At 71.4% G+C, this 22,152-nt stretch carries 19 protein-coding genes and 2 pseudogenes; 14 read left to right on the top strand and 7 right to left on the bottom strand.

Annotated elements, in window-relative coordinates; genetic code table 11:
• Positions 1-24: 24 nt before the first annotated feature.
• From ACR68M_RS12410 to ACR68M_RS12360, 11 genes and pseudogenes are all read left to right on the top strand, one after another.
• A complete protein-coding gene (locus tag ACR68M_RS12410; RefSeq protein WP_441250518.1) occupies positions 25-543 on the top strand; it encodes a hypothetical protein in 519 nt (172 codons plus the stop codon).
• Entirely contained in the window at positions 537-983 is a 447-nt protein-coding gene (locus ACR68M_RS12405) for a hypothetical protein (protein WP_441250517.1), read from the top strand. The genes ACR68M_RS12410 and ACR68M_RS12405 overlap by 7 nt, the downstream gene beginning before the upstream one ends.
• 113 nt (positions 984-1,096) lie before the next feature.
• Positions 1,097-2,203, top strand: a pseudogene (locus ACR68M_RS12400) (adenosine deaminase); the annotation flags it as partial.
• A 21-nt stretch (positions 2,204-2,224) separates the two neighbouring features.
• Entirely contained in the window at positions 2,225-2,941 is a 717-nt protein-coding gene (locus ACR68M_RS12395) for a phosphoribosylaminoimidazolesuccinocarboxamide synthase (RefSeq protein WP_441251594.1), read from the top strand.
• An 81-nt stretch (positions 2,942-3,022) separates the two neighbouring features.
• Positions 3,023-3,820, top strand: a complete 798-nt coding sequence (locus ACR68M_RS12390) for a Cof-type HAD-IIB family hydrolase (protein ID WP_441250516.1) — start codon at positions 3,023-3,025, stop codon at positions 3,818-3,820.
• 28 nt (positions 3,821-3,848) lie between these two features.
• The gene (locus ACR68M_RS12385) at positions 3,849-5,075 is read left to right on the top strand and encodes an MFS transporter (RefSeq protein WP_441250515.1); all 1,227 of its coding nucleotides are present in this window, start codon (positions 3,849-3,851) and stop codon (positions 5,073-5,075) included.
• Positions 5,076-5,269: 194 nt separating this feature from the next.
• Positions 5,270-6,361: a hypothetical protein gene (locus ACR68M_RS12380; protein ID WP_441250514.1), complete on the top strand. Its 1,092-nt coding sequence runs from the start codon at positions 5,270-5,272 to the stop codon at positions 6,359-6,361.
• Entirely contained in the window at positions 6,358-7,641 is a 1,284-nt protein-coding gene (locus tag ACR68M_RS12375; RefSeq protein WP_441250513.1) for an MFS transporter, read from the top strand. Before ACR68M_RS12380 ends, ACR68M_RS12375 begins: the two co-directional genes overlap by 4 nt.
• Before the next feature lie 134 nt (positions 7,642-7,775).
• Positions 7,776-8,375 carry a hypothetical protein gene (locus ACR68M_RS12370; RefSeq protein WP_441250512.1) on the top strand — a complete coding sequence of 200 codons (600 nt, stop codon included), beginning with the start codon at positions 7,776-7,778 and terminating at the stop codon, positions 8,373-8,375.
• 122 nt (positions 8,376-8,497) lie between these two features.
• Complete coding sequence (locus tag ACR68M_RS12365; protein ID WP_441250511.1) at positions 8,498-10,576, top strand: hypothetical protein; 2,079 nt, start codon at positions 8,498-8,500, stop codon at positions 10,574-10,576.
• Positions 10,577-10,620: 44 nt separating this feature from the next.
• Positions 10,621-12,000, top strand: a complete 1,380-nt coding sequence (locus ACR68M_RS12360; RefSeq protein ID WP_441250510.1) for a hypothetical protein — start codon at positions 10,621-10,623, stop codon at positions 11,998-12,000.
• A 344-nt stretch (positions 12,001-12,344) separates the two neighbouring features.
• Here the strand turns inward: ACR68M_RS12360 and ACR68M_RS12355 are convergent, their stop codons facing one another.
• The 3 genes from ACR68M_RS12355 to ACR68M_RS12345 form a co-directional block, all read right to left on the bottom strand.
• Positions 12,345-12,620, bottom strand: a complete 276-nt coding sequence (locus ACR68M_RS12355) for a hypothetical protein (RefSeq protein WP_441250509.1) — start codon at positions 12,618-12,620, stop codon at positions 12,345-12,347.
• Between the two features lie 56 nt (positions 12,621-12,676).
• Positions 12,677-13,135 (bottom strand): hypothetical protein, encoded by a 459-nt coding sequence (locus ACR68M_RS12350; RefSeq protein WP_441250508.1) that lies wholly within the window; start codon positions 13,133-13,135, stop codon positions 12,677-12,679.
• 145 nt (positions 13,136-13,280) lie between these two features.
• Positions 13,281-13,604, bottom strand: coding sequence for a response regulator transcription factor (locus tag ACR68M_RS12345; RefSeq protein ID WP_441250507.1), 324 nt, complete (start codon positions 13,602-13,604; stop codon positions 13,281-13,283).
• 336 nt (positions 13,605-13,940) lie between these two features.
• On the opposite strand from ACR68M_RS12345, the gene ACR68M_RS12340 reads away from it, so the two are divergent.
• From ACR68M_RS12340 to ACR68M_RS12330, 3 genes and pseudogenes are all read left to right on the top strand, one after another.
• Positions 13,941-14,621 (top strand): response regulator, encoded by a 681-nt coding sequence (locus tag ACR68M_RS12340; protein ID WP_441250506.1) that lies wholly within the window; start codon positions 13,941-13,943, stop codon positions 14,619-14,621.
• The gene (locus tag ACR68M_RS12335; protein ID WP_441250505.1) at positions 14,618-15,850 is read left to right on the top strand and encodes a sensor histidine kinase; all 1,233 of its coding nucleotides are present in this window, start codon (positions 14,618-14,620) and stop codon (positions 15,848-15,850) included. Before ACR68M_RS12340 ends, ACR68M_RS12335 begins: the two co-directional genes overlap by 4 nt.
• A gap of 97 nt (positions 15,851-15,947) precedes the next feature.
• Positions 15,948-16,103 (top strand): annotated as a pseudogene (locus ACR68M_RS12330) (GlxA family transcriptional regulator); the annotation flags it as partial.
• 137 nt (positions 16,104-16,240) lie between these two features.
• On the opposite strand, the gene ACR68M_RS12325 reads toward ACR68M_RS12330, so the two are convergent.
• The 4 genes from ACR68M_RS12325 to ACR68M_RS12310 all read right to left on the bottom strand — a co-directional run bounded on the left by ACR68M_RS12325 (position 16,241) and on the right by ACR68M_RS12310 (position 21,984).
• Positions 16,241-18,502, bottom strand: coding sequence for a right-handed parallel beta-helix repeat-containing protein (locus ACR68M_RS12325; RefSeq protein ID WP_441250504.1), 2,262 nt, complete (start codon positions 18,500-18,502; stop codon positions 16,241-16,243).
• A gap of 100 nt (positions 18,503-18,602) precedes the next feature.
• A complete protein-coding gene (locus ACR68M_RS12320; RefSeq protein ID WP_441250503.1) occupies positions 18,603-20,387 on the bottom strand; it encodes an AfsR/SARP family transcriptional regulator in 1,785 nt (594 codons plus the stop codon).
• Between the two features lie 125 nt (positions 20,388-20,512).
• Positions 20,513-21,508 carry a helix-turn-helix transcriptional regulator gene (locus ACR68M_RS12315; protein WP_441250502.1) on the bottom strand — a complete coding sequence of 332 codons (996 nt, stop codon included), beginning with the start codon at positions 21,506-21,508 and terminating at the stop codon, positions 20,513-20,515.
• Between the two features lie 68 nt (positions 21,509-21,576).
• Positions 21,577-21,984, bottom strand: coding sequence for a hypothetical protein (locus ACR68M_RS12310; protein WP_441250501.1), 408 nt, complete (start codon positions 21,982-21,984; stop codon positions 21,577-21,579).
• Between the last annotated feature and the right edge of the window lie 168 nt (positions 21,985-22,152).

Here is a 22,152-nt window from a genome sequence, read left to right as displayed (position 1 = left end):
GTTGCCGAAACGAAGGAGACAGAGATGATCACGGGACGCCGGTACGCGGCTCTGGACGGACACGACGGTTGCGGGAAGTCGACCCTGGCGCGCGCGGTGGCCGACCGCGTCGGCGCGCAGGTCGTCAAGCCCTACCCCGACAGCCTGGGGGACCACATCGCCTGGCTGTGGGGCGGCAAGCGCTTCGAGGAGGCCGACGTGCTGGCCCGCTCCAGCATCGAACGGGTGCTGGAGCGGACCGACCCGGAGCGCCCGGTGCTGTTCGACCGGTGCTGGAGCACGATGTTCACGGTGCTCCCCGAGAGCCACTGGCAGGCCTGGTACCCGCTGTGCCCGACCGTGCTCTGCCATGCCGACACCCGGGTGGTCATGGAGCGGCTCGCCGAGCGCGGCGAGGACCCGGGCGACTTCGAGGAGCACGAGTACTACCAGCGGCTGTACCGGTCCCACGTGGAGCTCTCGCCCGACACGCTGCTGCTCGACACGACGAGCCGACCGATGGCCGACTGCGTGACGGACATCCTGGACTTCCTGTCGTGGTAGCGGGCAGCGTCGCCGTGACCGCGCCGGTGCACTGGGCCCCCCAGGAGCGCTCCCTCGTGGTGGGCGAGCCCTGCGACGAACACGCGGACGGCGTCACCCTGTTGAGCTTCCGGGGGCAGGTCTGGCTCACCTTCGACAGCGACGGTCGCCTGATGTCGGTCGATCTCAACGACGTGCCCGACGAGCTGGCGGTGGTCGTACCCCGCGCCCTGCGCCCCCGTTACTCGTGGAACAGCACGGAGCGCGACAGCGGGAGCTCCTGGCTGCTCGACACCGACAGCGGCTGGGTCTGGATCCGGCTCACCTCGGGCATGGCCCACCACCGGCTGATCGGGGCGGCGGACGTCCGGGTGTGGCTGCGGGACGGCGCCGTGGCGGCGCTGCGGCTGGTCCTCGACGAGGAGTCGGCCGCAGGAGCCCGGACCGACGGGCAGGGCTGAGAGCGCGGGCTGACGGAACGGGCTGGGAGGGGGCGGTGGCCACGGCCGCCGCCCCCTCGCCGTGCGCACCGAACACCCTTGAGATCTACGCGCGTCGATCCTAGGCTCTCGTCATGTCACTTACGAACTCAGCTGTGGGAACGTCGATTTCGGCCCAGATCCGTCGCGCACCGAAGGTGCTGCTGCACGACCATCTGGACGGCGGGCTGAGGCCGCTGACGGTGGTCGAGCTGGCGCGGGAGTGCGGGTACGACGATCTGCCGACGACCGACGCCGAGGAGCTGGGCACCTGGTTCCAGGCCGCCGCCGACTCCGGCTCGCTGGAGCGCTACCTGGAGACCTTCCGGCACACCGTCGGCGTCACCCAGACCCGCGAGGCCCTGCACCGGGTCGCGGCGGAGTGCGCCGAGGACCTGGCGGCCGACGGCGTCGTCTACGCCGAGGTCAGGTTCGCCCCGGAGCTGCACGTCGAGCGCGGCCTGACCCTCGGTCAGGTGGTGCAGGCGGTGCTGGAGGGCTTCCGCGAAGGGGAGCGCCGGGCCGCCGCCGCCGGACACGGCATCCGGGTGGGCGCCCTGCTCGCCGCCATGCGGCACGCCGACCGCGCCCAGGAGGTCGCCGAGTTGGTCGTGCTGAACCGGCACGAGGGCGTCGTCGGGTTCGACATCGCGGGTGCCGAGGCCGGGTTCCGGCCGTCCCGGCAGCTCTCCTCGTTCGAGTACCTGCAGCGGGAGAACGCGCACTTCACCATCCACGCGGGCGAGGGCTTCGGCCTGCCGTCCATCTGGGAGGCGCTGCAACTCTGCGGCGCCGAGCGGCTCGGCCACGGCGTGCGCATCATCGACGACATCAAGATGGCCGAGGACGGCACCGCGACGCTCGGGGAGCTCGCCGCCTACGTGCGCGACCGGCGGATCCCGCTGGAGCTGTGCCCGACGTCCAACCTGCAGACCGGCGCGGCCCCCTCGTACGCCGAACACCCCGTCGGGGTGCTGCGCGAGCTCGGCTTCCGGGTGACGGTCAACACCGACAACCGGCTGATGAGCGGTACGAGCGTGAGCCGTGAGTTCGAGGAGCTGAGCGCGGCCTTCGGCTACACCCTCGACGACGTGCAGTGGTTCACCATCAACGCGATGAAGTCCTCGTTCCTGCCGTTCGACGAGCGGCTGGCGATGATCAACGACGTGATCAAGCCGGGCTTCGCCGCGCTGAAGTCCGAGGCAGCACAGGCGGCGCAGGCTGTGGCAGTCCAGGAGCAGCCGACCGACGGGCGGGGCGCCCCGGACATCGTCGGGCGCAGCAAGCGGCTGTGGCGCCGGGGGGACGGCACCTGCGAGATCGAGATCATCCCCAGCCTGCGCAGCTTCACCTACGACCGGGACGAGCTGATCCCGGCGACCGCCAAGCTGCGGCTGGACTTCTACCAGGCGGCGGCCGCGCGGCTGGCGGAGCGGGGGATCAGGACGGTCTTCCGGGAGCGACTGAGCGACAACTCCTACCTCGCCGACTACGTGCCGGGGCCGCCGTTCGAGGTCATCGTCAAGAACCTCGCGACCGGGTCCACCACCGTCAAGTACCCCGGCCTGTTCGCCGAGGGGCACCGCTTCGACCCGCCGGTGGTGAAGTTCGACTTCCGGGTGGACCCGGAGGACCAGCCGATCGGCGAGGACTACCTCAAGGCCCTGGGCGTCGACACCGACGCGTACCGCCGCACGGCGCTGGCCACCAACGAGGCGCTCCGCGACTGGCTCTCCCCGCTCGACCTGTGGGACTTCTGCCTGGTCATCGGCGACGGCCCGGACGGGCAGCCGGTGATCAACTCCGAGATCTCCCCCGACTGCATGCGCCTGCGCGACCCCCAGGGCAGGCCGCTGGACAAGGACTTGTTCCGCCAGGGTGCCTCCGCGCACGAGATAGTGGCGGCCTGGACCGACCTGGTGCGCAGGATCACCGGATGACCTCATCCCGGTGACGCCACGTCGGCCGCCACGGTGACGAGGTGCTCGACCGTTCGGCCGAGCAGAGGGACGGGAGTGTTCGTGGACCTGGTTCAGCTCATCTGCACGGATCTGGACGGCACACTGCTCGACTCCCGGGGTGAACTGAGCCCCGGGAGCATCGAGGCCATCGAGACTGCGCACCGTTCAGGGCTCGCCGTCGTCTGCGTCACCGGCCGACCGGTGCGCGACGCCCTGCCACTCACCCGCAGGTACGGGCTGACCGGCCCGCTGGTGTGCAGCAACGGCGCCGTGGTGGTCGACGCCGAAACCGGCTCGGCGCTGCTGAACCGGGGCTTCGACCCGGCCGAGTGCTCCTCGGTGGTCTCCGCGCTGCAGGGCGCGATCCCGGGCCTGGTCATGGGGGTCGAGTCGAACGGCGGCCTCTACCTGGAGAAGGGGTTCGCCGACCTCGTCCCGTACTGCTGGCCGCACGAGCCGGTGAGCGCGGCGCGGGCGGCGATCCACCCCGGTGATCCGGTGGTGAAGCTCCTGGCGATCCACGGCGAGCTGACGCCGGAGGAGCTGGAACGCGCCGTCGTCGACCTGGTCGGCGACCGGCTGGAGGTCACCCGCTCCACCAGCCGATTCGTTGAGCTCTCCGCCCGGGGGGTGGACAAGGGACAGGCCCTGCACTGGCTCGCCGAGCACCTGTCCGTGCCCGTCGCCCGGACCGCCGCGGTGGGGGACATGCCCAACGACATACCGATGCTCCGCGCCGCAGGGCTCGCCGCCGCCGTGGCCAACGCCCACCCCCAGGTGCGGGACGCCGCTCAGCTCGTGCTGCCGAGCAACGACGAGGACGGTGTCGCCGCGCTGATCCACCGCTCACTGCGCTGAGCCTCAACACCGAAGGAGACCACCACCCATGCCCTACCTCGCCCTCCTGGGCCGGCCTCATGTCGTCAGACTGCTCTCCAGCTCGCTGGTCGGACGGCTGCCCGGGGCGATGGCCGCCCTCGGCATCGCCCTGACGCTCCGCCACGCGGGGTACGGCTACCAGCTGGTGGGCCTGACGACCGGAGTGTTCGCCGCAGCGGGCGCGATCGGCGGCCCGCTGCTGGGCCGGCTGGTGGACCGTACCGGGCAGCCCCGGACGCTGCTGTTCTCCTCCTGCCTGGCGGCGGCCGGGTTCGCCCTGCTGGCGGCCGCCCCCGGGACACGGTGGGCGGCCGTGCTCGGGGCGGCGGTGGCCGGGGCTGCCGCCCCGCCGCTGGAGCCCTGCCTGCGCACCCTGTGGCCCGAGCTGGTCGAGCCGGACGAGGTCGAGCAGGCCTACGCCGTCGACGCCGGCGCGCAGGAACTCCTCTTCATCGCGGGCCCGTTGGTCGTCGCGGGGGTAGTCGCACTGGCCCCGGCCCGGGACACCCTGTGGGCCGCCGCCGTCCTCGGCCTGGCCGGCTCCGTCGGGATGGCCACCGCCGCCCCCTCCCGCGCCTGGGCACCGGCCGCCACGCCCGCCGCGCGGCACTGGCTCGGCCCCCTGCGCAGCACCGGGCTGCTGCTCCTGCTGGTCGCCCTGGGTGGCTCCGGAGTGGCCGTCGGGGCCTTCAACGTCTTCACCGTGGCGTACGCCGAGAAGCACCACCTGGTGGGCGGCGCGGGCACCCTGCTTGCCCTGTCGGCTCTCGGGGCACTCGTCGGAGCGCTGACCTACGGCGCGGTCGGCACGGCCAGCTGGAAGGCGTCGGCCCCGGACAAGGCTGTCCTTCTGGCGGCGGGCATGGCAGGGTCGTACTGGCTGGTGGCGCTGGTCCCGGGCCCGGCGGGAAGCTGTCTGCTGGCCGTGCTGACCGGGGTCTTCTTCGCCCCGCTGCTGACGGTCTCCTTCGGCCTCGTCGGCGAGTTGGCACCGGCGGGGGCCGTCACCGAGGCCTTCGCCTGGCTGGTGACCTTCATCGGCGTCGGCATCGCGCTGGGCGCGGCCGTCGCCGGGGTCGTCCTCTCCGACGGGACGCTGCGCACCGCCGCGGCCTGCGGCGCCCTCGGTGTCACCCTCGGCGCGGCGACCCTGCTGGCCGCCAGGACCCGGCTGACCCCGGTAGCTGCTGACGAGCCGTCGGCTCTGCCCGAGGCGTCCCGGAACAGCACCTGACTCGCCCCACCGTCCGGTGGGGTGCCGCACCAGCACGGGAGGGGGTGTTCACGATGGGTACGACTCCGAAGCCGGTGGCGCGCGGCCTCGCCGAGTAGGCGACGCCCCCGCGAGACAGCGGGGGCCGGGGGCGCCGGCACCCCCTGGTGCCGGCGCCCCGCACAGGGAGAAGCAGTGGCGACGAGAGAGGGAACGTGGCTTCGAACGACCTTGGCCTGCCGGAGACTTCGCGCAGGGCCCTCCAGGAGATCACCGAGCGCGGCCGTCGGGCGGCCCACTGGCTGGAGAGCGAGCGCGGCTACCGGCGGATCTACATGGGCGGAGCGCCCACCGCAGGCCTCGGCTCACCGAAGTCCGACATCGACATCTTCGTGGTGCTGGACTCCCGCGCTCCGGCCTCCTCCGAGCAACTGGCCTTCGAGGGGGCCCGGGTGGACATCGAGTACCTCGAACTCACCTCGCTCCGCCGCCTGGTGGACACCTGCACGACCTTCCGCAGCACGGCCGAGGACCTGGAACAGATCGGGTACGCCACCCGGAGCCGGTTGGATTCGCTGACCCGGTTCCTGCTCGGCGAGATCGTCGTGGACGAGGACGGCGCGTTGGGCGCCCTGCTCGACCGCCTGGCGGACCGGTGCGAGGAGTACCAGCGGCTGCTGGTGGCACGGCATGCGACGGACGTCGAGAACATCGGGGACGACGTGACCGGCGCGCTTCTCAACGGTGATCTCCCGGGCGCCGAGTACCAGTCCCGCGAGGCGCTCTACCGCGCCGCCGAGGCCTACCTCGCCGGTCGCGGCGACTACTACCTGAACACCAAGTGGCTCTGGGCCAAGTGGGCCCGCACGGCGGGCTCCGGGCTCGGTGACGGGCCCGACGCCGTGGTCGGCGCGATCCTGCGCGACCCGCACCTGCCCTCGCCGGGGGACGCGGTCCACCGCAATCTCTGGCTGGCCCAGGACCTGCTCGCGATGGCGACGACCGGCTACCGCTACCGGCCGGTGCCGACCGCCCACCCGGCGCACTGCCGAAGGCAGCCGACGGACTCGCTCCTGCGGACCAGTGACAGCTACCTGGTGACGCAGCAGACGGCGTCCCAGGCCGCCTCGCAGGCCGTGGCGCTCAGCGGCCCGGGGGTCCTGCTCTGGGGTGTCGCCCACGGCCGGACCGAGCGGGAGGCACTCCGGCTGGTCCAGGCGCAGTTGGCCGAGGACGGGGTCAGCGTCCCGCTCGACGAGATCAGCGGCTACTACCGGCTCCTGCGGGACCACCGGCTCATCACGTGAGCGGTTCCGGCACGCCTCGGAGCATCTACCGGCACCGGGGCTTCCTGTCGCTCTGGAGCGCCGTCACGGTCTCCGGCATCGGCTCGCAGGTGACGGTCGTCGCCCTGCCCCTGACGGCGATGCTGACGCTGGGCGCCGACCCCCTGCAGATCGGCACCCTGGCCATGGTCCAGACGCTGCCGGTGCTGTTCGTCACCCCGGTGGCCGGGGTCGTGGTGGACCGCTTCCCCGTCAAACTGGTCAACTCCCTGTGCGACGCCGCCCGAGGGGTCCTGCTGCTGGCGGTGCCCGTCCTCGCCGCGTTGGACCGGCTCTCGCTGCTCTGGCTGTATGTGCTGGGGCTGCTGCTGGGCTGCTTCAAGGCGATGGCCGACGTCGCCCACCACTCGATCCTGCCGCACGTGGTCGAGGAGGACCGGATCCTCGCGGGCAACGCCGCCGTCAACACCAGCTATTCGGTGACGGACGTGGCCGGCCCGGGGCTCGGCGGCGTCCTGACGCAGCTGCTGGGCGCCCCGACGGCGCTGATCGCCGACTCGGTCAGCTTCTTCCTCTCCGGCGGGCTGATCGCCTCGCTGCGGATGCGGCCCACCGAGCGCGCGCCCAGGCAGCGCTGGTCGACCATGGCCCGCGAGGGCTTCGGCTACCTGTTCCGGGAGAAGGGCCTGCTGACGCTCGCTCTGTGCAGCGGGGTCGCCAATCTCTTCCTCCAGGCCTACGGCACAGTGCTGGTGGTCTTCATCGTCGGGTCGCTGGCCCTGCCACCCTCCGTGGTCGGCGCCGTCTACGCCTGCGGGGCCCTGGGCGGGGTCGCCGGATCTGTGCTGGCCGAGCGGATCGGCCGGGTGGCCCGCCCGACGACCGCGATGATGGGCGGCCTGGTAGTCACCGGCCTCGGGATGGCGGGCCTGGCCGCCGCCGGGCTGGCCGCCGAGCCGTGGGCGAGGATCGCGATCCTGATCGCCGGAACTGCGGCTTGCACCGCCGGTCTGGGCGTCTACAACGTCCACGCGATGAGCACCCGTCAGCGGCTGGTCCGACGCGACATGCTGGGCCGGGTGACCGCCGGGTACCGCCTGCTCTCGCACGGCGCGCTGCCGCTCGGCTCCCTGCTCGGCGGCCTCGGCGCCCAGTACCTCGGGGCGTCGGCCGCCGTCGCGCTCTCGGGGGCCGCCGTCGTGGGCTGGGTCGGCGTCCTGCTGCTGACGCCGTTCCGCCGCCTCCACCAGGAGGGAGTGCAGCCGGGTTCCGGCGCGGCAATGCGCCGTACCCTGGCCTGATTTGCTAAGACGAATACGTTCTGGCGGCGTATTTGCAGCAATCGAGGAATACCGTGTCGAGATTTCAGCGTCTCCGTCTTCCTTTGGCTGCTTCAGCCCTCGCCGCCGGTTTTCTGTGGGCAGGTGTGCCCGCCGTGGCGGCCGGGGATGCACAGCCCGGCCTGGCCGTCAGCCTGAACGGGCCGGCAGGCCAGGTCCGGGAGGGGGAGCAGGCCGCCTACACGATCGAGGTGCGCAACACCTCGGACACGGCGTACCCGGCTGCGGTGATCACGCAGTTGCTGCCGCCGGGTCTGTCGCTGGCGGCATCGGAACCGGCCGGGACCGTCGGCGGGTCGCAGGTGCAGTGGGTCGTGGCGGTGCCGGCGCGGGGCACGGCCGTGGTGCGGACCACCGGCACGGTCGGCCGGATCGCCGATGCGCGGGCGGTGGACTCGGTGGTGGTGCAGCAGAAGAGCCCGTCGAAGGTCGCGGGCCCGACGCTGGTCACCACGGCATGCGTACAGGCCGACGGCGGCAGCGGCGTTGCCGGGTGCGCCTCGGCCACCGAGCGGCTGGTCTCGGCTTCCGGCGACGCGGGTTGGTTCGGTGGCTCCGGCGCGGTCTGGGGGGTTTCGGTGGCGTCCGGTGTGTTGGTCGCCGTCGCGACGGGCGTGGGTGTGGTGCTGGTCCGGCGTCGCCGGGGCAGTCGTGGCGACGAGCCCGTGACGGAATATCAGCACACTGCTCCGTAACGGTGATTCCGGCCAGGTGATGTGCTTATTTGACTGGAGATTCGCAACCGGATGGATACATATGCTTTAAAGCTTCGATCCGAGTATTCGGACGAGCACACTCGTCCGGTTGGAGGATCGTCGTGGTCGGGCTGGGTGCTTGGTTTGCTGGCGTGTCGATGCGGCGCCTGCCGCGGCTGCTTCGGATCCTGGTGTCCGGGGCGCTGGTGGCTTCGAGTGCCAGTACGGGGACGCTGGCTGCTGTCACGTGGGCTTCGGCGGCACAACCGGGCGACCGGGCCTTGACGCCGTGCACTCCGACCACGGGCTTCGACCTGTGCCGTCGGATCACCTTCAGCGGCGGTGACCAGACGTTCACCGTACCGGCGGGCGTTACGTCGTTGGACGTCCGGTTGTGGGGTGCCGGGGGCGGAGGGCACGCCGGCACTGCCAGCGACGCCTGGAACTCGGCGGGCGGAGGCGGCTACACGACGGGGCGGGTCGCTGTCACGCCTGGGCAGCTGTTGACCGTGACGGTCGGCCGGGGCGGGGTGGCGAAGAGTACGGCGGCCACCTACGGCGGAGGCGGCACCTCCCTTTTCGGAGCCAGCGGCGGCGGGATGAGCGCCCTGTGGTCGGGGAGTGCCGGGACGGCCGCGAACGCCCTGTTGATCGCGGGCGGGGGTGGCGGAGCCCCGGCGGCCAGCCGTCAAGCGGGCGGTAGCGGCGGAGGCGGAGGGGCTTGCGGTCCCGGCACCGTTCCGGACACCGACAGCGGCGGCGGTGGCGGGTCCGGCTACATCGGCGGCGCCGGGGTCAGCAACGGTGCCACCACCGCCGGCGGCGCCGGCACCCAGTCCGGACCGGGGGCATCGGCGGGAAAGACCGATCCGCTGTACACCGCGAAGATCGGTGACGGCGGCGCCAGCACCGCGAGCGGCGGCAACGGAGAAGCAGTGATCCAGTGGGTCGGGGACCGGATTCTCGTCTCCAAGACCGCCGGTGCCGGCCCGAGCGGGGTCAACGCCGGGTCGGCCCTCACCTACCAGGTGACCGCGGTCAACGCCGATACGGTCGCCGCCACCGTCAACCTGTCCGACGACCTCTCCGGCGTGCTGGGCAACGCGACCTACAACAACGACGCGAGTGCGGCTCTGTGGACCGGGACCACGAGCAATACCGGGGCGGCCCAGCCGACCTACGCCGCATCGAAAGTCTCGTGGTCGGGCACGCTGAATCCCGGGCAACGCGTCGTGCTCGTGTACTCGGTCGCGGTCAACCGCAGTGCGCCGGTGGGCACCGCTCTGACCAACCAGGTCAGCGCCGCCGCCTCGAACTGCCGGCAGGGTTCGGCCGATACGGCGTGCACGACCTCGACGAAGATCGCGTCCCCGGCCGCCACCTGCGACGGAATCGCGTACGTCGTCAACGGCGGAAGCATGTACGCACTCAACCTGGCGACAGGTGTCCAGACCCGGATCGGGGCCACCTCCGCGAGCAGCATCGGCTACAGCCGCCTGACGGGGACCGTCTGGGGGGTCAAGAGCGGGACGGCGGGGACCCTCTACGAGTACAACCCGACCACCAACCGGGAGACCTCGGTCCCGGTGAAAACGAACCCGGTGACCGGCGCGTCCAACGGCGCGGGTGAGGCCGGCACGGTGTCGCTGGACGGGCGGCTCTACTACGACCTGAGCAACTTCGGCAAGGACGTCACGGTCATCGACATCGACCGTTCGAGCCCCCTGTTCGCCACCGTGGTGAGCAAATTCAGCCTCAACGACTGGCTGGCCTGGGGCGACGACGCGGACTTCCACCCCGTGGACGGATACCTCTGCGGAACCTACGACACCGACATCCGCCGGATCGACATCACCCGTGGCGGCCGCACGATCGAGAAGGTGAGCACCGGGACCGTCCTTCGCAGCGGTTCGGTGCTGTTCGACAGCGTGGGCGACCTGTACACGATCGCCGGCAGCGACCTGTACGAGGTTGACCTGTCGGCGTCCCGGCCGGACCGTCCGATCCCGGGAGCGGAGATTCCGGCCCAGCGGAAGGTGACGCCGTCAGCCGTCGCGACCGACGCCGCGGGCTGTCTGAAGGCACAGAACTACGGCGACGCACCCGACACGTACAAGACGCTCGCTGCCAGCGGCGGCCCGGTCCACGACACGGTGGCGGGGCTGCGGTGGGTGCGTCGAAGTCGTGGGTGTTCACGGTGAAGTTGGACCCGGCTTACACGGGGAACGGTTCGGATCTGAAGAATGTGGCGACGTCGTCCTCGGACACGATCACCACCAAGCCCGACCCGGGCAACGACCCGGTACTACCGCCTGGTCCGATCGGCGCGCAGGCGAACCTGACGACCACCAAGGCGCCGACCTCGGCGACGCCGGTCAAGCCTGGCGCCACGTTCGACTACCGGGTGACGACCACGAACAACGGTCCCTCCGTGGCGAGGAACGCCAAGGTGACCGACCCGCTCCCCGCAGGGTTGTCGTTCGTGTCCTCGGTCGATGGATGCACCGCGTCCGGTCAGACGGTGACCTGCGGCCCGGTGGCGTCCTTGGCCGTCGGCGCGTCGAAGGCGTGGGTGTTCACGGTGAAGTTGGACCCGGCTTACACCGGCGACGGCTCCGACCTGAAGAACGTGGCGACGTCGTCCTCGGACACGATCACCATCAAGCCCGACCCGGGCAATGACCCGGTGACGCCGCCGGGTCCGATCACCCCCGAGGCCAACCTCACCACGACCAAGGCGGCCACGACGACCACACCGGTGTCGCCGGGGGAGACCTTCGACTACAAGGTCACCGTGACGAACAACGGTCCGTCGGTGGCGAAGAACGTGACGGCCCCGGACCCACTCCCGGCAAGTCTGTCGTTCGTGTCGTCGGTGGACGGCTGCACCGGCCCGGTCGGCGTGAACGGCGCGACGGTGACCTGTGGTCCGGTGCCGTCGCTGGCGCCGGGGACGTCCAAGACATGGGTGTTCACGGTACGGCTGGATCCTGCCTACGTCGGCGACGGTTCGGATGTCGCCAACGTGGTGACTCCCACCTCGGACACTGAGGGAACGAAGCTGCCGAACGATCCCGCAGGCGGGCTGCCTGGCAGTAAGCCGGCACCGGCCGTCGCCGACCTGCAACTGACCGCCTCCACCCCGACACCGCTGATCGCCCGGGGTCAGGTGGCCACCGCGGTGTTCACCGCCAAGAACAAGGGCCCGTCGGTCGCCCAGCACGCCAAGGTGACGATCACGCTGCCGGTCGGCGTCGGGTTCGTCGTCGCCGGATCGGACCCGGCCTGCACCGGTACCGGCCGGACCGTGGTCTGCACCCGGCACCCGTTCGAGGTGACCGACCCGGACTACACCGTGAACCTGTCCACCGGAGCCGAGACCCCGACGGCCTTCACCGTGCCCGGCGTGATCAGTTCGGAGACGGCCGACTCGATCCCGGCCAACAACCAGGCCGAGGTGACGATCCGGCTGGAGGTGCCGCCGCCGGTGCCGGCGCCGACGCCGTTGGCCAGGACCGGCGCCGGGAACCTGATCGAGGCGGGCGAGACGGCCGTACTGCTGGTGCTGTCCGGTGCGGGAGCCCTGGCAGTCGCGAGGCGGCGCCGCGCACTGCTGACCCGCTGACCCGCAGCGCTGCACGACGAACGGAACCTGGGGCGCCAAGGCCGGAAGGCCATGGCGCCCCAGGCGTGGACCAGCAGGCGAGGCGATGATCGAGAGCGGTGACTAGGCGTCCCTGCTGGGTCGGGTCGATCTGCGTGAGCTGCACGGGCGCGGCGACGGCGTACTTGTGTCCGTACAGCCCGCCTTCGTTGCCCCGTCCCGAGGCCGACGCCCGCTGACGCACGGCACCGGCTTGCAGGTGTGATCGTCCGGCCCTCCGCCGGTCGGGTCGGACGATCACACCTGCAAGCCGGGCGCACAGGCGGACAACTCGTCAGGCGTGCGGTCGCAGCCTCATCGGGAGGTCAGACGTAGGTCAGACCATGCGCGGCGGCAAGTGTCCAGACGACGAGCACACCCCAGATTCCTGCGGAGGGGCGTTTCTGCCGTCCGGCCCCGATGAGGATCCCCAGCAGGATGAAGGCCAGGGCCACACCCTGGAGGATCCACGCCCACATCAGGTAGTCGGTGTGGTCGCCGGAGGCCATCCGCAGGATTCCGGCCGGTAGCACCAGGAGCGTGCCGAATACGGCGACACCGTCCTCGGCGGAGGTGCTGCGGGTGGAGTCGGGGTCGGACATGGGAGAAACCTTCCGTACGGCCTGCGACCGGAGTACGGCGACAGGCGAAACAGGGCTCAGTGAATCAGCTTGACGATCTCGTCGAAGACCCAGCTCTGGACACCCCCGCTGAGCGCCCACCATGCGGTCTTGACCGCCCAGTTCTGCTTGCCCATCCAGCTGTTGAAAGCGGCACGACCGGCCTTGGCCGCCTCGATGGCGCCCTTGAGGAGCGCCGGGGACTTCTTGAGCACGGTGATCAGCGCCTTGCCGGCACTGGAGGCCGCGCTCAGCATCTGCGGGACGTCCTCGCCGGTCCCGGCCTCGTGGGCCGCCTCCTGGGCGATCCGCTGGAACTCGGCGATCTCGGCTGTCGTGAGCTCCACGGTCTCGGGGGACGACGTGTCGACGGCGGTCGCCGAAGCGGCCGTTGCGGGGCGCTCGATCTCCGCTGCCGACGCCGCCGTCGGGCCGACGACTCCGATCGTGATGGCAGCCACGGCAGCCGCCGAGATGAAACGCACACTCTTACGCATAGAGATATCTCCTTGAACGCCACGGAACGGCAGGCCGCGCCTCAGGTGAGCGGGCAGCTTCCGGATCCACCGGTGTTTCCGGTCGGCGGGACAAGATCCTCATGCGGCGGAGCGTGCGCGAACAGTGGACCTTGGTGAGGTGTACTCAAGGGGGGTTCCCGGAAGGACACCAACCACCGCAGAGCAGGTCATGGTGGTCCACCGCCAGCAGGGCGGCTTCCAGCCGGGACCCCACGCCCAACTTCTCCAGGATGTTGGAGACATGCTTCTTGGCAGTGCGCTCCCCGATGCCCAGACGGTGCGCGATGCGCAGGTTGCTCGCGGCCCCGCCGAGCAGAAGGATCACCTCCCGTTCGCGTTCGGTGAGCTTCCACAGCTGTGCCGGGACCGGGCTCCCGAGGCGGAAGAGGCCGCAGCAGGAGCCCTTCGCCGTACGCTGCTCCGCCGTGCGGCCCGATGTGATGTCCATGGTGTCGAACTTCCAGTGCGTCGCTCGACCGTCGATCTTCGTCGGCCGTCCCTGATCCGGACAATCCCCTGGCCGGACAGTCGATCGTCGTCACCGTGAGCGTCCCGGACAACCCCCGGTCCGTCGGTCCCGACCCACCGGGTGGCGGGAGATGGGCTCCTCCGCCTCGGCCGGCCGCGCGGGCCCTGGCTCGAAAGGCGGGAAACGCGTCCTTGCCGCTGTCGGCCCGCTGCTGAAGCCTGGTAGCCGCGGGCCCCGTTCGTGCGGACGGTGCGTGCCACCTGCTGTGTCGTGCTGTTCGGCAGGTGCCGGTCAGGGCGAGGAAGAGGTGTTCGAGTGCTGTTCTCGGCGTGCACCCCGCTGCGGGTGATGGTCGTCGACGACGAGAACCTGCTGCGGAGCGGAGTGGCGGCGATCCTCGGCGCCGCCCCCGATCTCGACGTGGTCGCCGCTTGCGGCGGCGCCGAGGCGGTGGGCCTGGCCCAGGCTCGTCGGGCGGAGGTCGTCCTGCTCGACGTGCGGATGCCGGACGTCGACGGACTGACGGTGCTGCGCCGTCTGCGTCGCCTGGCCGAGCCGCCGCAGGTGGCGATGCTCACCACGTTCGACGCGGACGAGTACCTGGACGACGCGCTGCGCGCCGGGGCGAAGGGTTTCCTGCTCAAGGACACCGGCCCGCGCGAACTGGTCAGCGCCGTACGGGCACTGGGCACCGGCGGTGGCTGCCTCTCGCCGCCGGTGGTACGGCGGCTGCTGCACGGCCTGCTCGGCTCCGTCGGGCCGGCCACCGATCTGGCAGGGCTGTCGGAGCGTGAGCGGCAGGTCCTGGCCTTGGTGGCCGAGGGGTTGTCGAACCCCAGGATCGGCGAACGGCTCCACCTGAGTGCGGCCACGGTCAAGGATCACCTCAGCTCGGTGCTGATCAAGCTCAGGGTCACCACCCGGGTCCAGGCGGCGGTCATCGCCACCCGGGGCGGCCTGACGGTGCATCGGCCCGGCCGGGGCACGGCGGCGTGACGGCGTTCGACCGAGCCGGGAGCAGGCTCTACGACCTGCTCTTCGTCGCGCCGCCGACTGCCGTTCTGCGCTGGACGGGCGATCTCGTCCTGGCACTCGCGGCGGTCCTCGACTCCCTGCCGCAGATCGCCCACCACGGCTGGCCGCTCCGGGCCATGATCGTGCCGGCCGTCGGAGCGCTCTTCATCCGTCACCGCCGACCCGCCGCGGCGTTCCTCCTGACCGTCCCGGCGCTGGTGACCACCCACGCCTTGCCGGCCAGTCTCTTCACCCTGACTGCGCTGGTCCATCGTCGCGCGCCGCGCTGGGCCTTGCTGGGAGCGGGCGCCCTGGTCGGGCTGGGCACCACCCTGCGCTGGGACCCCAGCCGTTCCTGGACCCAGGTCGTGCCCGAGCACTGGTCGACCGCCGAGCTGGCACGCCACGGGACCTACGGGATGTTGTTCGCCATGGCGCCGGTCCTGCTGGGCCTGCTCCACCTGGCGCATCGTGAGCTGGCGGTTCGGATCACCGAGCTGGACGGGTTGCGGGCGCAGGAGCGGCAGTTGCACGAGCAGCGGGTCGTCAACCTCGAACGGGCCCGGATCAGCCGGGAGATGCACGATGTCGTCTCCCACAAGGCAGGGCTGATCGCGGTACAGGCCGGCGCACTCGAAGTGACCACCGACGACGAACACGTGCGTCAGACCGCCGCGACGCTACGGGGGCTGGCCGTGGCCACCCTGGAGGAGCTGCGGGCGATCCTGCTGGTGCTCCGCACCGCGGGACCGGACCGGACCGGCCTGCTGCCCCAACCCCGCCTCACCGATCTGCCGGCCTTGGTGGTCGAGGCCGGTGTCGACACCACGCTGAGCGTCGCACCAGCTCTCACCGGCAGGCTGCTGCCTGAACCGGTCGGCCGCACCATCTACCGCACGGTGCAGGAGAGTCTGACCAACATCCGCAAGCACGCGCCCGGCGCCACCACCACGGTCCGGCTCGACACCGACGAGGAGCACCTCTACCTGCGGATCCGGAACGGCCCCGGAGCCGGCCCGCCGTGCGACCTGCCCAGCGGCGGACAAGGACTGATCGGCCTGCGCGAACGAGCCGGGATGCTGCACGGCAGCCTCGCCGTCGGCCCGACTTCGGACGGCGGCTTCCAGGTCCGCCTCACGCTACCGTTCACCGTCGGTGACTCCGACGGCTGCGGACGTCGTGACGCGGCACCCACCGGCGCGGTGGCGTAGAGGGGTGGATCGGCGTATTGCGGACGTCGACCACACCGAGCAGGCTGGTCGTATGAGGACACGCACCGGCGGGACACCGGTGTACAGTCCCAGTGGTCTGACCCTCGCCCTCGCCCGCCACCTGGTCGTCTTCCTGCGTCGCCCGGGGACTCAACGCCAGTTCAGTACGCACCTGCGGGTGCAACTGGCCGAGCGCGACTGCCTGCGCGATGCCCAGGACTGGATCGCCACGCATCCGGCGGCGGACCTCAGCGGACGGTCAGATCCGTCGCCTGTCGGGCCGAGCCTGGAACGGTCGGTCGGTCAGCAGAGTCAGCACGTCTCTCACACGGGGTTGGCGGGCGCGGTGGCCGGTCATTGCGAGCGCGGCGGCCCGCCCGCCCCCGTCGACTACTTGAGCGTCACCACCCCGGCCATCCACTGCCTGTCAGCCGTGCCGGTGGCCGAGTAGGCGCCGGTCGCGGTGACCGGCTGGTAGGCGGTGGCGAGCTGGTCGCTGGAGACGAAGAGCTCCGGCAGCGGGGTGAAGCCCGCCGACCAGGTCACGTTGCTGCCGCCCTGGACCCCGGCCGCGCCGACCAGCAGCTCCGTTGCAGCGGTGGTGGTCGCGGTCGCCCCGGAGCTGAACGCGGCGGCGGTGCCTGCTGCGGAGGCATGCTGGTCGACCGCGGTCACGCCGGCGTACTCGTCGACGGCCAGGTGCTGCTCGGTGGTGGCGGGGAAGGTGAGTGTGATGGTGTCGGTGGCGCTGAGCGCCTTGACCCCTGTCGCGACCAGCAGGACGGTGGCGTCGCCCGCGCCGTCCGACTGGTTCACCGTCAGGCCGTAGTGGTTGCCCTGGGTGTCGCTCGCGGACACCGTGCCCGCCTTGGTGTTGGTGAGCATGGCCGAGACCACCAGGGCGTCGCCCGCCTTGACGCCGGCGGTGCCCGGGTGGAGCGTCAGCGTGGTGGCGCCGGCGGTGCCGGTGGCCCCGCCGACCCGGCCCACGTAGGCGGGGCCGGTGCCCGAGCCGCCGCCGCTGGGGGCGCTGACGGTGACCGACCCGGTGGTGGTGGCCGTGGCGCCGGTCGCGTCGGTGACGGTGAGGGTCACGGTGTAGGTGCCCGCGGCGGGGTAGCTGTGGGTCAGCTGCGGCGTGCTCTGGGTGGTGCTGCCGGTGCCGTCGCCGAAGGTGAAGGTGTAGCCGGAGATGGTGGAGCCGATGTCCGTCGAGGCGCTCGCGTCGGCGGTGACCGTGACCGGGGCGGTGCCGGAGCCCGGTGTCAGGCTCAGCGCCGCGGTGGGCACGGACGGCGGCGGGCCGGCCTGCCCGGCGAACTCATAGGCACCGCGGTCGTCGTACGCGCGGCTGCCCGCCCCGGTGTTCACCGTGGCCGGGTCATCGGCGCGGGTCGCGCCGTTCGCGTCGGTGGACGGCTCGTCGGGCGCACCGGAGTTGGCGGAGTCGATGGCGGGGGAGCCCGTGGTCAGGCGCAGGTCGCCACTGGCGGCGGCCGCGTACTTCGGGTCGGCCAGCAGCTCGTGCGCGCCCTGCCCGGTGGCCTGGAAGCCGCTGAGGGTGGAGTAGCCGGTGCCGCCCCACTGGTAGAGCTTGGCCCCGGCGACCGAGGAGTGGGTCAGGTTCCAGTCGACGGTGGTACCGCTGGTGGCGGTGTCGTAGATGCCGATCTCCCCGGCGCGACCGGCGCCGTCCCTGCCGGCCGGGCCGTGCGCGCAGGCGGTGTTGATCGCGTTGTCGGTGGCGATGTTGTTCTCGACGGTGAAGTTCGAGGAGCTGCCCTCGACGTTGATCCCGTCGGTGCAGTTGCCGTGCACCGTGTTGCCGACGAGCACCCCGCCGGAGACGCCGTTGTTGTCGATGCCGTGGTCGCCGTTGTCGTAGAGCACGTTGTCCACGGCGACGTTGTTGTCGCCGCCGCTGTAGTACTGCAGCCCGGAGTCCTCGTTGTCGTGGAAGACGTTGTCCTCGACGAGGTTGCCGGGGGAGACCACGTCCAGGCCGTTGGCGTTGCGCTGCCAGCCTTCGGCGTTGTACGACGCCTCGTTGGACTGGACGGTGTCGCCGGTGGAGCCGCCGCCCAGGCGGAAGCCGTGGAAGGAGTTGTGGTCGGAGACGTTGCCCAGCAGCAGCGAGTCCCTGACGTTGGTCAGGTCGACGCCGATGGCGTTCTGGCCGGAGACCGGCTGGCCCGCGTAGCTGACCGTGTTGTGGCTGACGGTGAGGTGGTCGGAGCTGCTGAGCGCGATCCCGGTGCCGGTGGTGCGGGTGACGGTGAAGCCGTCGATGGTGACGTAGCTGCGGCCGGTGACGACGAAGCCACTCGCCCCGCCGGTGACGACGGGCCCGCCCGCGGTGGCGGCCTTGATGGTCACCGGCGCGCCGGGGGCGCCCGAGTTGGGGACGGTGACCTTCTCGGCATAGGTGCCGGAGGCGACCAGCACCGTCGCCCCCGCGGTCGCGACCGAGGCACCCTTGGAGATGGTGCAGAAGGGCTGTGAGCCACTCCCGGGCCCGGAGTCGGAGCAGCCCGCCCCACCCACGAAGTACGTCGTCCCGACCGCGTGCGCCGGTGCCGCGCCGGCCAGCGCGGCGACCGTCACGGCCAGCGCGGTGACGGCAGCGCGGCCTGGATGAGGGGTAGTTCTCACGGTGCTCCTTCGACAGCCACGGATCGTTGTGGAGCGGAGCCTCACGGATCCGGCTCACAGGGCGATCCCATGGCGGTCACAGCACCGCTGAGCTGGGTCTTCAGCGGTGCAGCAGCACGGCGAGTGCCTCCCACTGGGCCGTGGTGGTACCGGTCGCCGCGCACTTCTCCGTCGTGGTGACGAACCGGTACGCGGTGGTCTGCCGGTAGGAGGAGAGTCGCAGCTCCGGCAGCGCCTGCCAGTCGGCCGAGAACTGCGGCTTCGGGCCGGTGTTGGTCGCGACCACGCTGACCAGCAGGTCCCCTGCCGTGCAGGTGAGCGGAGCCGCGCTGGTGCTGAACGCCGTGGTGTTGTGGTCGTAGACGTTGGAGCCGCCGGCCTGGCCGGTCGCTGCGCTGACGCCCGAGAAGACGTCGGCCGCCAGGTGGTACTTACTGGCCTTGGGGTAGCTCGCACTGATCTGGTCGGCCGTGTCCAGCTGCTTCGCGTTGAAGGCGGCGAAGAGCATGGTGCGGTGCCAGTAGGTGTCCACGATGTCGCCCACCATGGTGTACGTGTTCCCTGCGGTGTCCTTCACCGCGACCTGGCCCGCGGTGGTCGCCGTCAGGGTGAGTGCCACCAGGACGACATCACCGCGCCGGGTCCGGGCCAGCACCGGGACGTTGACGCCGCTGGTGGTCAGGATCTGGTCGTCGAAGGCGATCCGCCCCCGGTAGCGCACCTGTCCGTCCGGGGAAGCCGTCCGCAGGCTGACCTGCTGGTCCGCCGGGGCGGCCGAGGTGGCTGGGGTCGTCGGCGAGCTCTTGGCCCCGCTGCCACCGAACGAGACCACCGCGCCGACTGCCAGCGCGCAGGCGAGGACGGACACCAGAGCAGTCCGGACGAACTGCGGGATGCCGCGCCACCGCTTCCGGACGGGCCCTGCGGCCTCCGTACCGGCAACCTCCGTACCGACCGCCTCCGTACCGGCAACCTCCGTGCCGACCGGCTCCGTGCCGACCGGCTGAGGGTCCGTCGGCGCGGGTGAGCCCACCGCCATCGAGAGGGCCGGGGGCTCGATCTGCTCCGGCAGGCCCGCGACCCGGTCCACGGTCGAGGGCTCCCCGGTGACCAGGGAGAGGAGTTGTGCCGTGGCCGCCTGCTGCAGCACCCCCTGCTGCAGCAGGTGCAGCTCCCGGCCCGGTTCGAGACCGAGCTCGTCGGCCAACTGGTCGCGGAAGGACCGGTAGATGCCGAGCGCCTTGGTCTGCTCGCCGCTGCTGCACAGGGCGATGACCTGCTGTGCCACCAGCCGCTCGTGCCAGGGATGCTCGATGCGCAGCCCGTGCACGCGCGCGGCGGCCTCGGCGAAACGGCCCAGGTGCAGGTCGCAGTCGATCTGGAGCTGCTCGGTCTGGAAGCGCAGGGCGACCAGGGCTTCGCAGTGCTCGTGGTGCAGCTGCTCCGAGGGGATGTCCAGCAGCGCGGGCCCGCGCCACAGCGCGAGGGCGGCCCGGGTGTCCTCCCCCGCGACGTGCCAGTCCCGGTCCGCCGTGGCCGACCGGGCGCGGCGGTACAGCCCGATGAAGGTCTCCGTGTCGAGTTCGCCGGGGCGCACCTCGATCAGCAGACCGGGTGCCCGGGTCCGGATCCGCTCGGCCGCGACCGGACCGAGGGCCTTGCGGAGCCGCATGATGTGGTTGTTCAACGCCTGCCGCGGTGCCTCCGGCGGGTTCTCCTCCCACACGACCGACACCAGTGTCTCCACCGACACGACTTGATTGGCCTTCAGCAGCAGCGCGGCCAACAGATTGCGCTGGAGTGCCGACCCGAGAGTCCGCACCTCCCCGCCGACCGTCACCGACAGCGGTCCGAGCACGCCGAATTCAACCCTGTCCGACGCCATGACGTCGTCCCCCCAAGAACGCCCACAACCCCCAGCTCACGGGGTCGTCCCCGGGTGAGCCCCACCGTGATCCCAGTGTGATCGGGATAGTAGCCGATGGTGTCAGGTTGCGCGACGGTGCGTGGTCAGCCTCCGCCGCCCAGCCAGCCGTTCCTGACGGCGTGGACGCCGGCCTGGAACCGGCTCCGGGCACCCAGCCTCTCCAGCAGCTCGGACGCCATCCGGCGGGAGGTGCGCGGGGAGATGCCGAGGCGATTGGCGATGGCCTGGTCGGTGAAGCCCTCGGCGAGGAGGCAGAGCGCGACCCGGTACTGCGAGCTGAGGCCGTCCTTGTCCAGGGTGCGCGGCTCGCCCAGCGGGTGACCGGTGGCCCAGACGCTCTCGAACAGGGCGCACAGGGCGGTCAGCGTGCCGTGCCCCGTCAGCACGACCGCACCCTGGGAGCTGTCCTCCCCGTTGGCGGCGATGACGGCGGTGGCGCGGTCGACGATGATCATCCGGGTGGGCAGCGCGGGGACGGTGCGGATCTCGCCGCCGCGCTCCGCCAGCCAGCGGGCGTACTCGACGGTCGCCGGGTCGTTGGCGACGCTGTCGAGGTAGACCGTGCGCATCCCCACGCCCCGGTCGAGGAGCCGCTGGTTGAGCGGTTGGGAGGCCCGCATGTTCTCCCTCGTCTGCGGCCCGCCGGGCGCGAAGGAGAGCACCTCCTCCTGCACCTGCTCGGTCAGCAGCGCCAGGCGGTCCCGGACCTCGCTCAGGCCGATGATCTGCTCGGCCCCGGCATGGCCGGCCCGCGGGTGCAGCGTGGCGTACTCGGAGATCAGGGCTGCGGCAGCGGCTCTGGACGCTTCGACGCGCTGCTGTTGCGCGGCCAGCTCCGACTGCTGACGGGTCAGCAGCAACTCCAGGCCGACCTGCGGGTTGACCGCCTCGGGCAGCGCGTCGGGATCGGCGGACGGGCGGACCAGGGCCAGCTCGCTGAGAGCTTCCAGCGCGTGTCGTACCTGCTGTTCGGTGAGCCCGAGGTGGTGTCCCAGGAGCGCCACCCCGGCTTTCGGGTAGGCCAGCATCCCTCGGTACACGGCCTCGGCAACCTGGTCCAGACCCAGGACGTCCAACATGTGTGGCCTTCCGCGGAGTTCCATGGCTCAGGGGGTCGGTTGCGGCAGCCGGGGCTGCCGCGCCACTGTCATCCCAGGTAGTCGGGGGACACCGGGTCGGTGCCGTAGGTGGCGGAACCGACGGTGGCGTACGTGGAGACCGGGTGGCCGGCCGTGTTGTGGAAGACGATGGCGGAGGTACAGGCTCCCGGGCTCAGGGTCACCCGGTTCGTCGGGTAGTTGACATTGGTGGTCCGGTCCCGCAGCCAGTAGCTGAAGGTGCTCGTGGACCCGCCCGAGTTGCAGATGTGGTACGTCCCGGTGGGGATGGAGTTCGGGTCCGCCGCGGCCACGGCGTAGTTGTTGACGCACATGATGACGCCGTGGGTGTTCCAGCAGTCGTTCCCCGTGGCCGCGGAGGCGGGGGCGGCCAGGGCCAGCAGGGAGCCGAGTGCCGTGGCGGCGAGTACGGCTGCCGTGGTCGGAGTTCTGCGCATGGTGTTCCTTCCGGAGGGTGGAGCGGTGGGCCGAGAATGTCGATCGGCGATCCCACCCGGATCGCAGGGGGATCACACTGCCGGTGACCTGCGGAATCCCCGAGAACGGCGACCGGCCCCACCCGCTGGAGCGGGTGGGGCCGGTCGCGTCGTGGGCTACCAGTGGGC

Origin of the sequence: Kitasatospora sp. McL0602, assembly GCF_052076145.1 — a bacterium.
Taxonomy (GTDB): domain Bacteria; phylum Actinomycetota; class Actinomycetes; order Streptomycetales; family Streptomycetaceae; genus Kitasatospora.
This window is presented reverse-complemented; position numbering and strand designations above follow the sequence as displayed.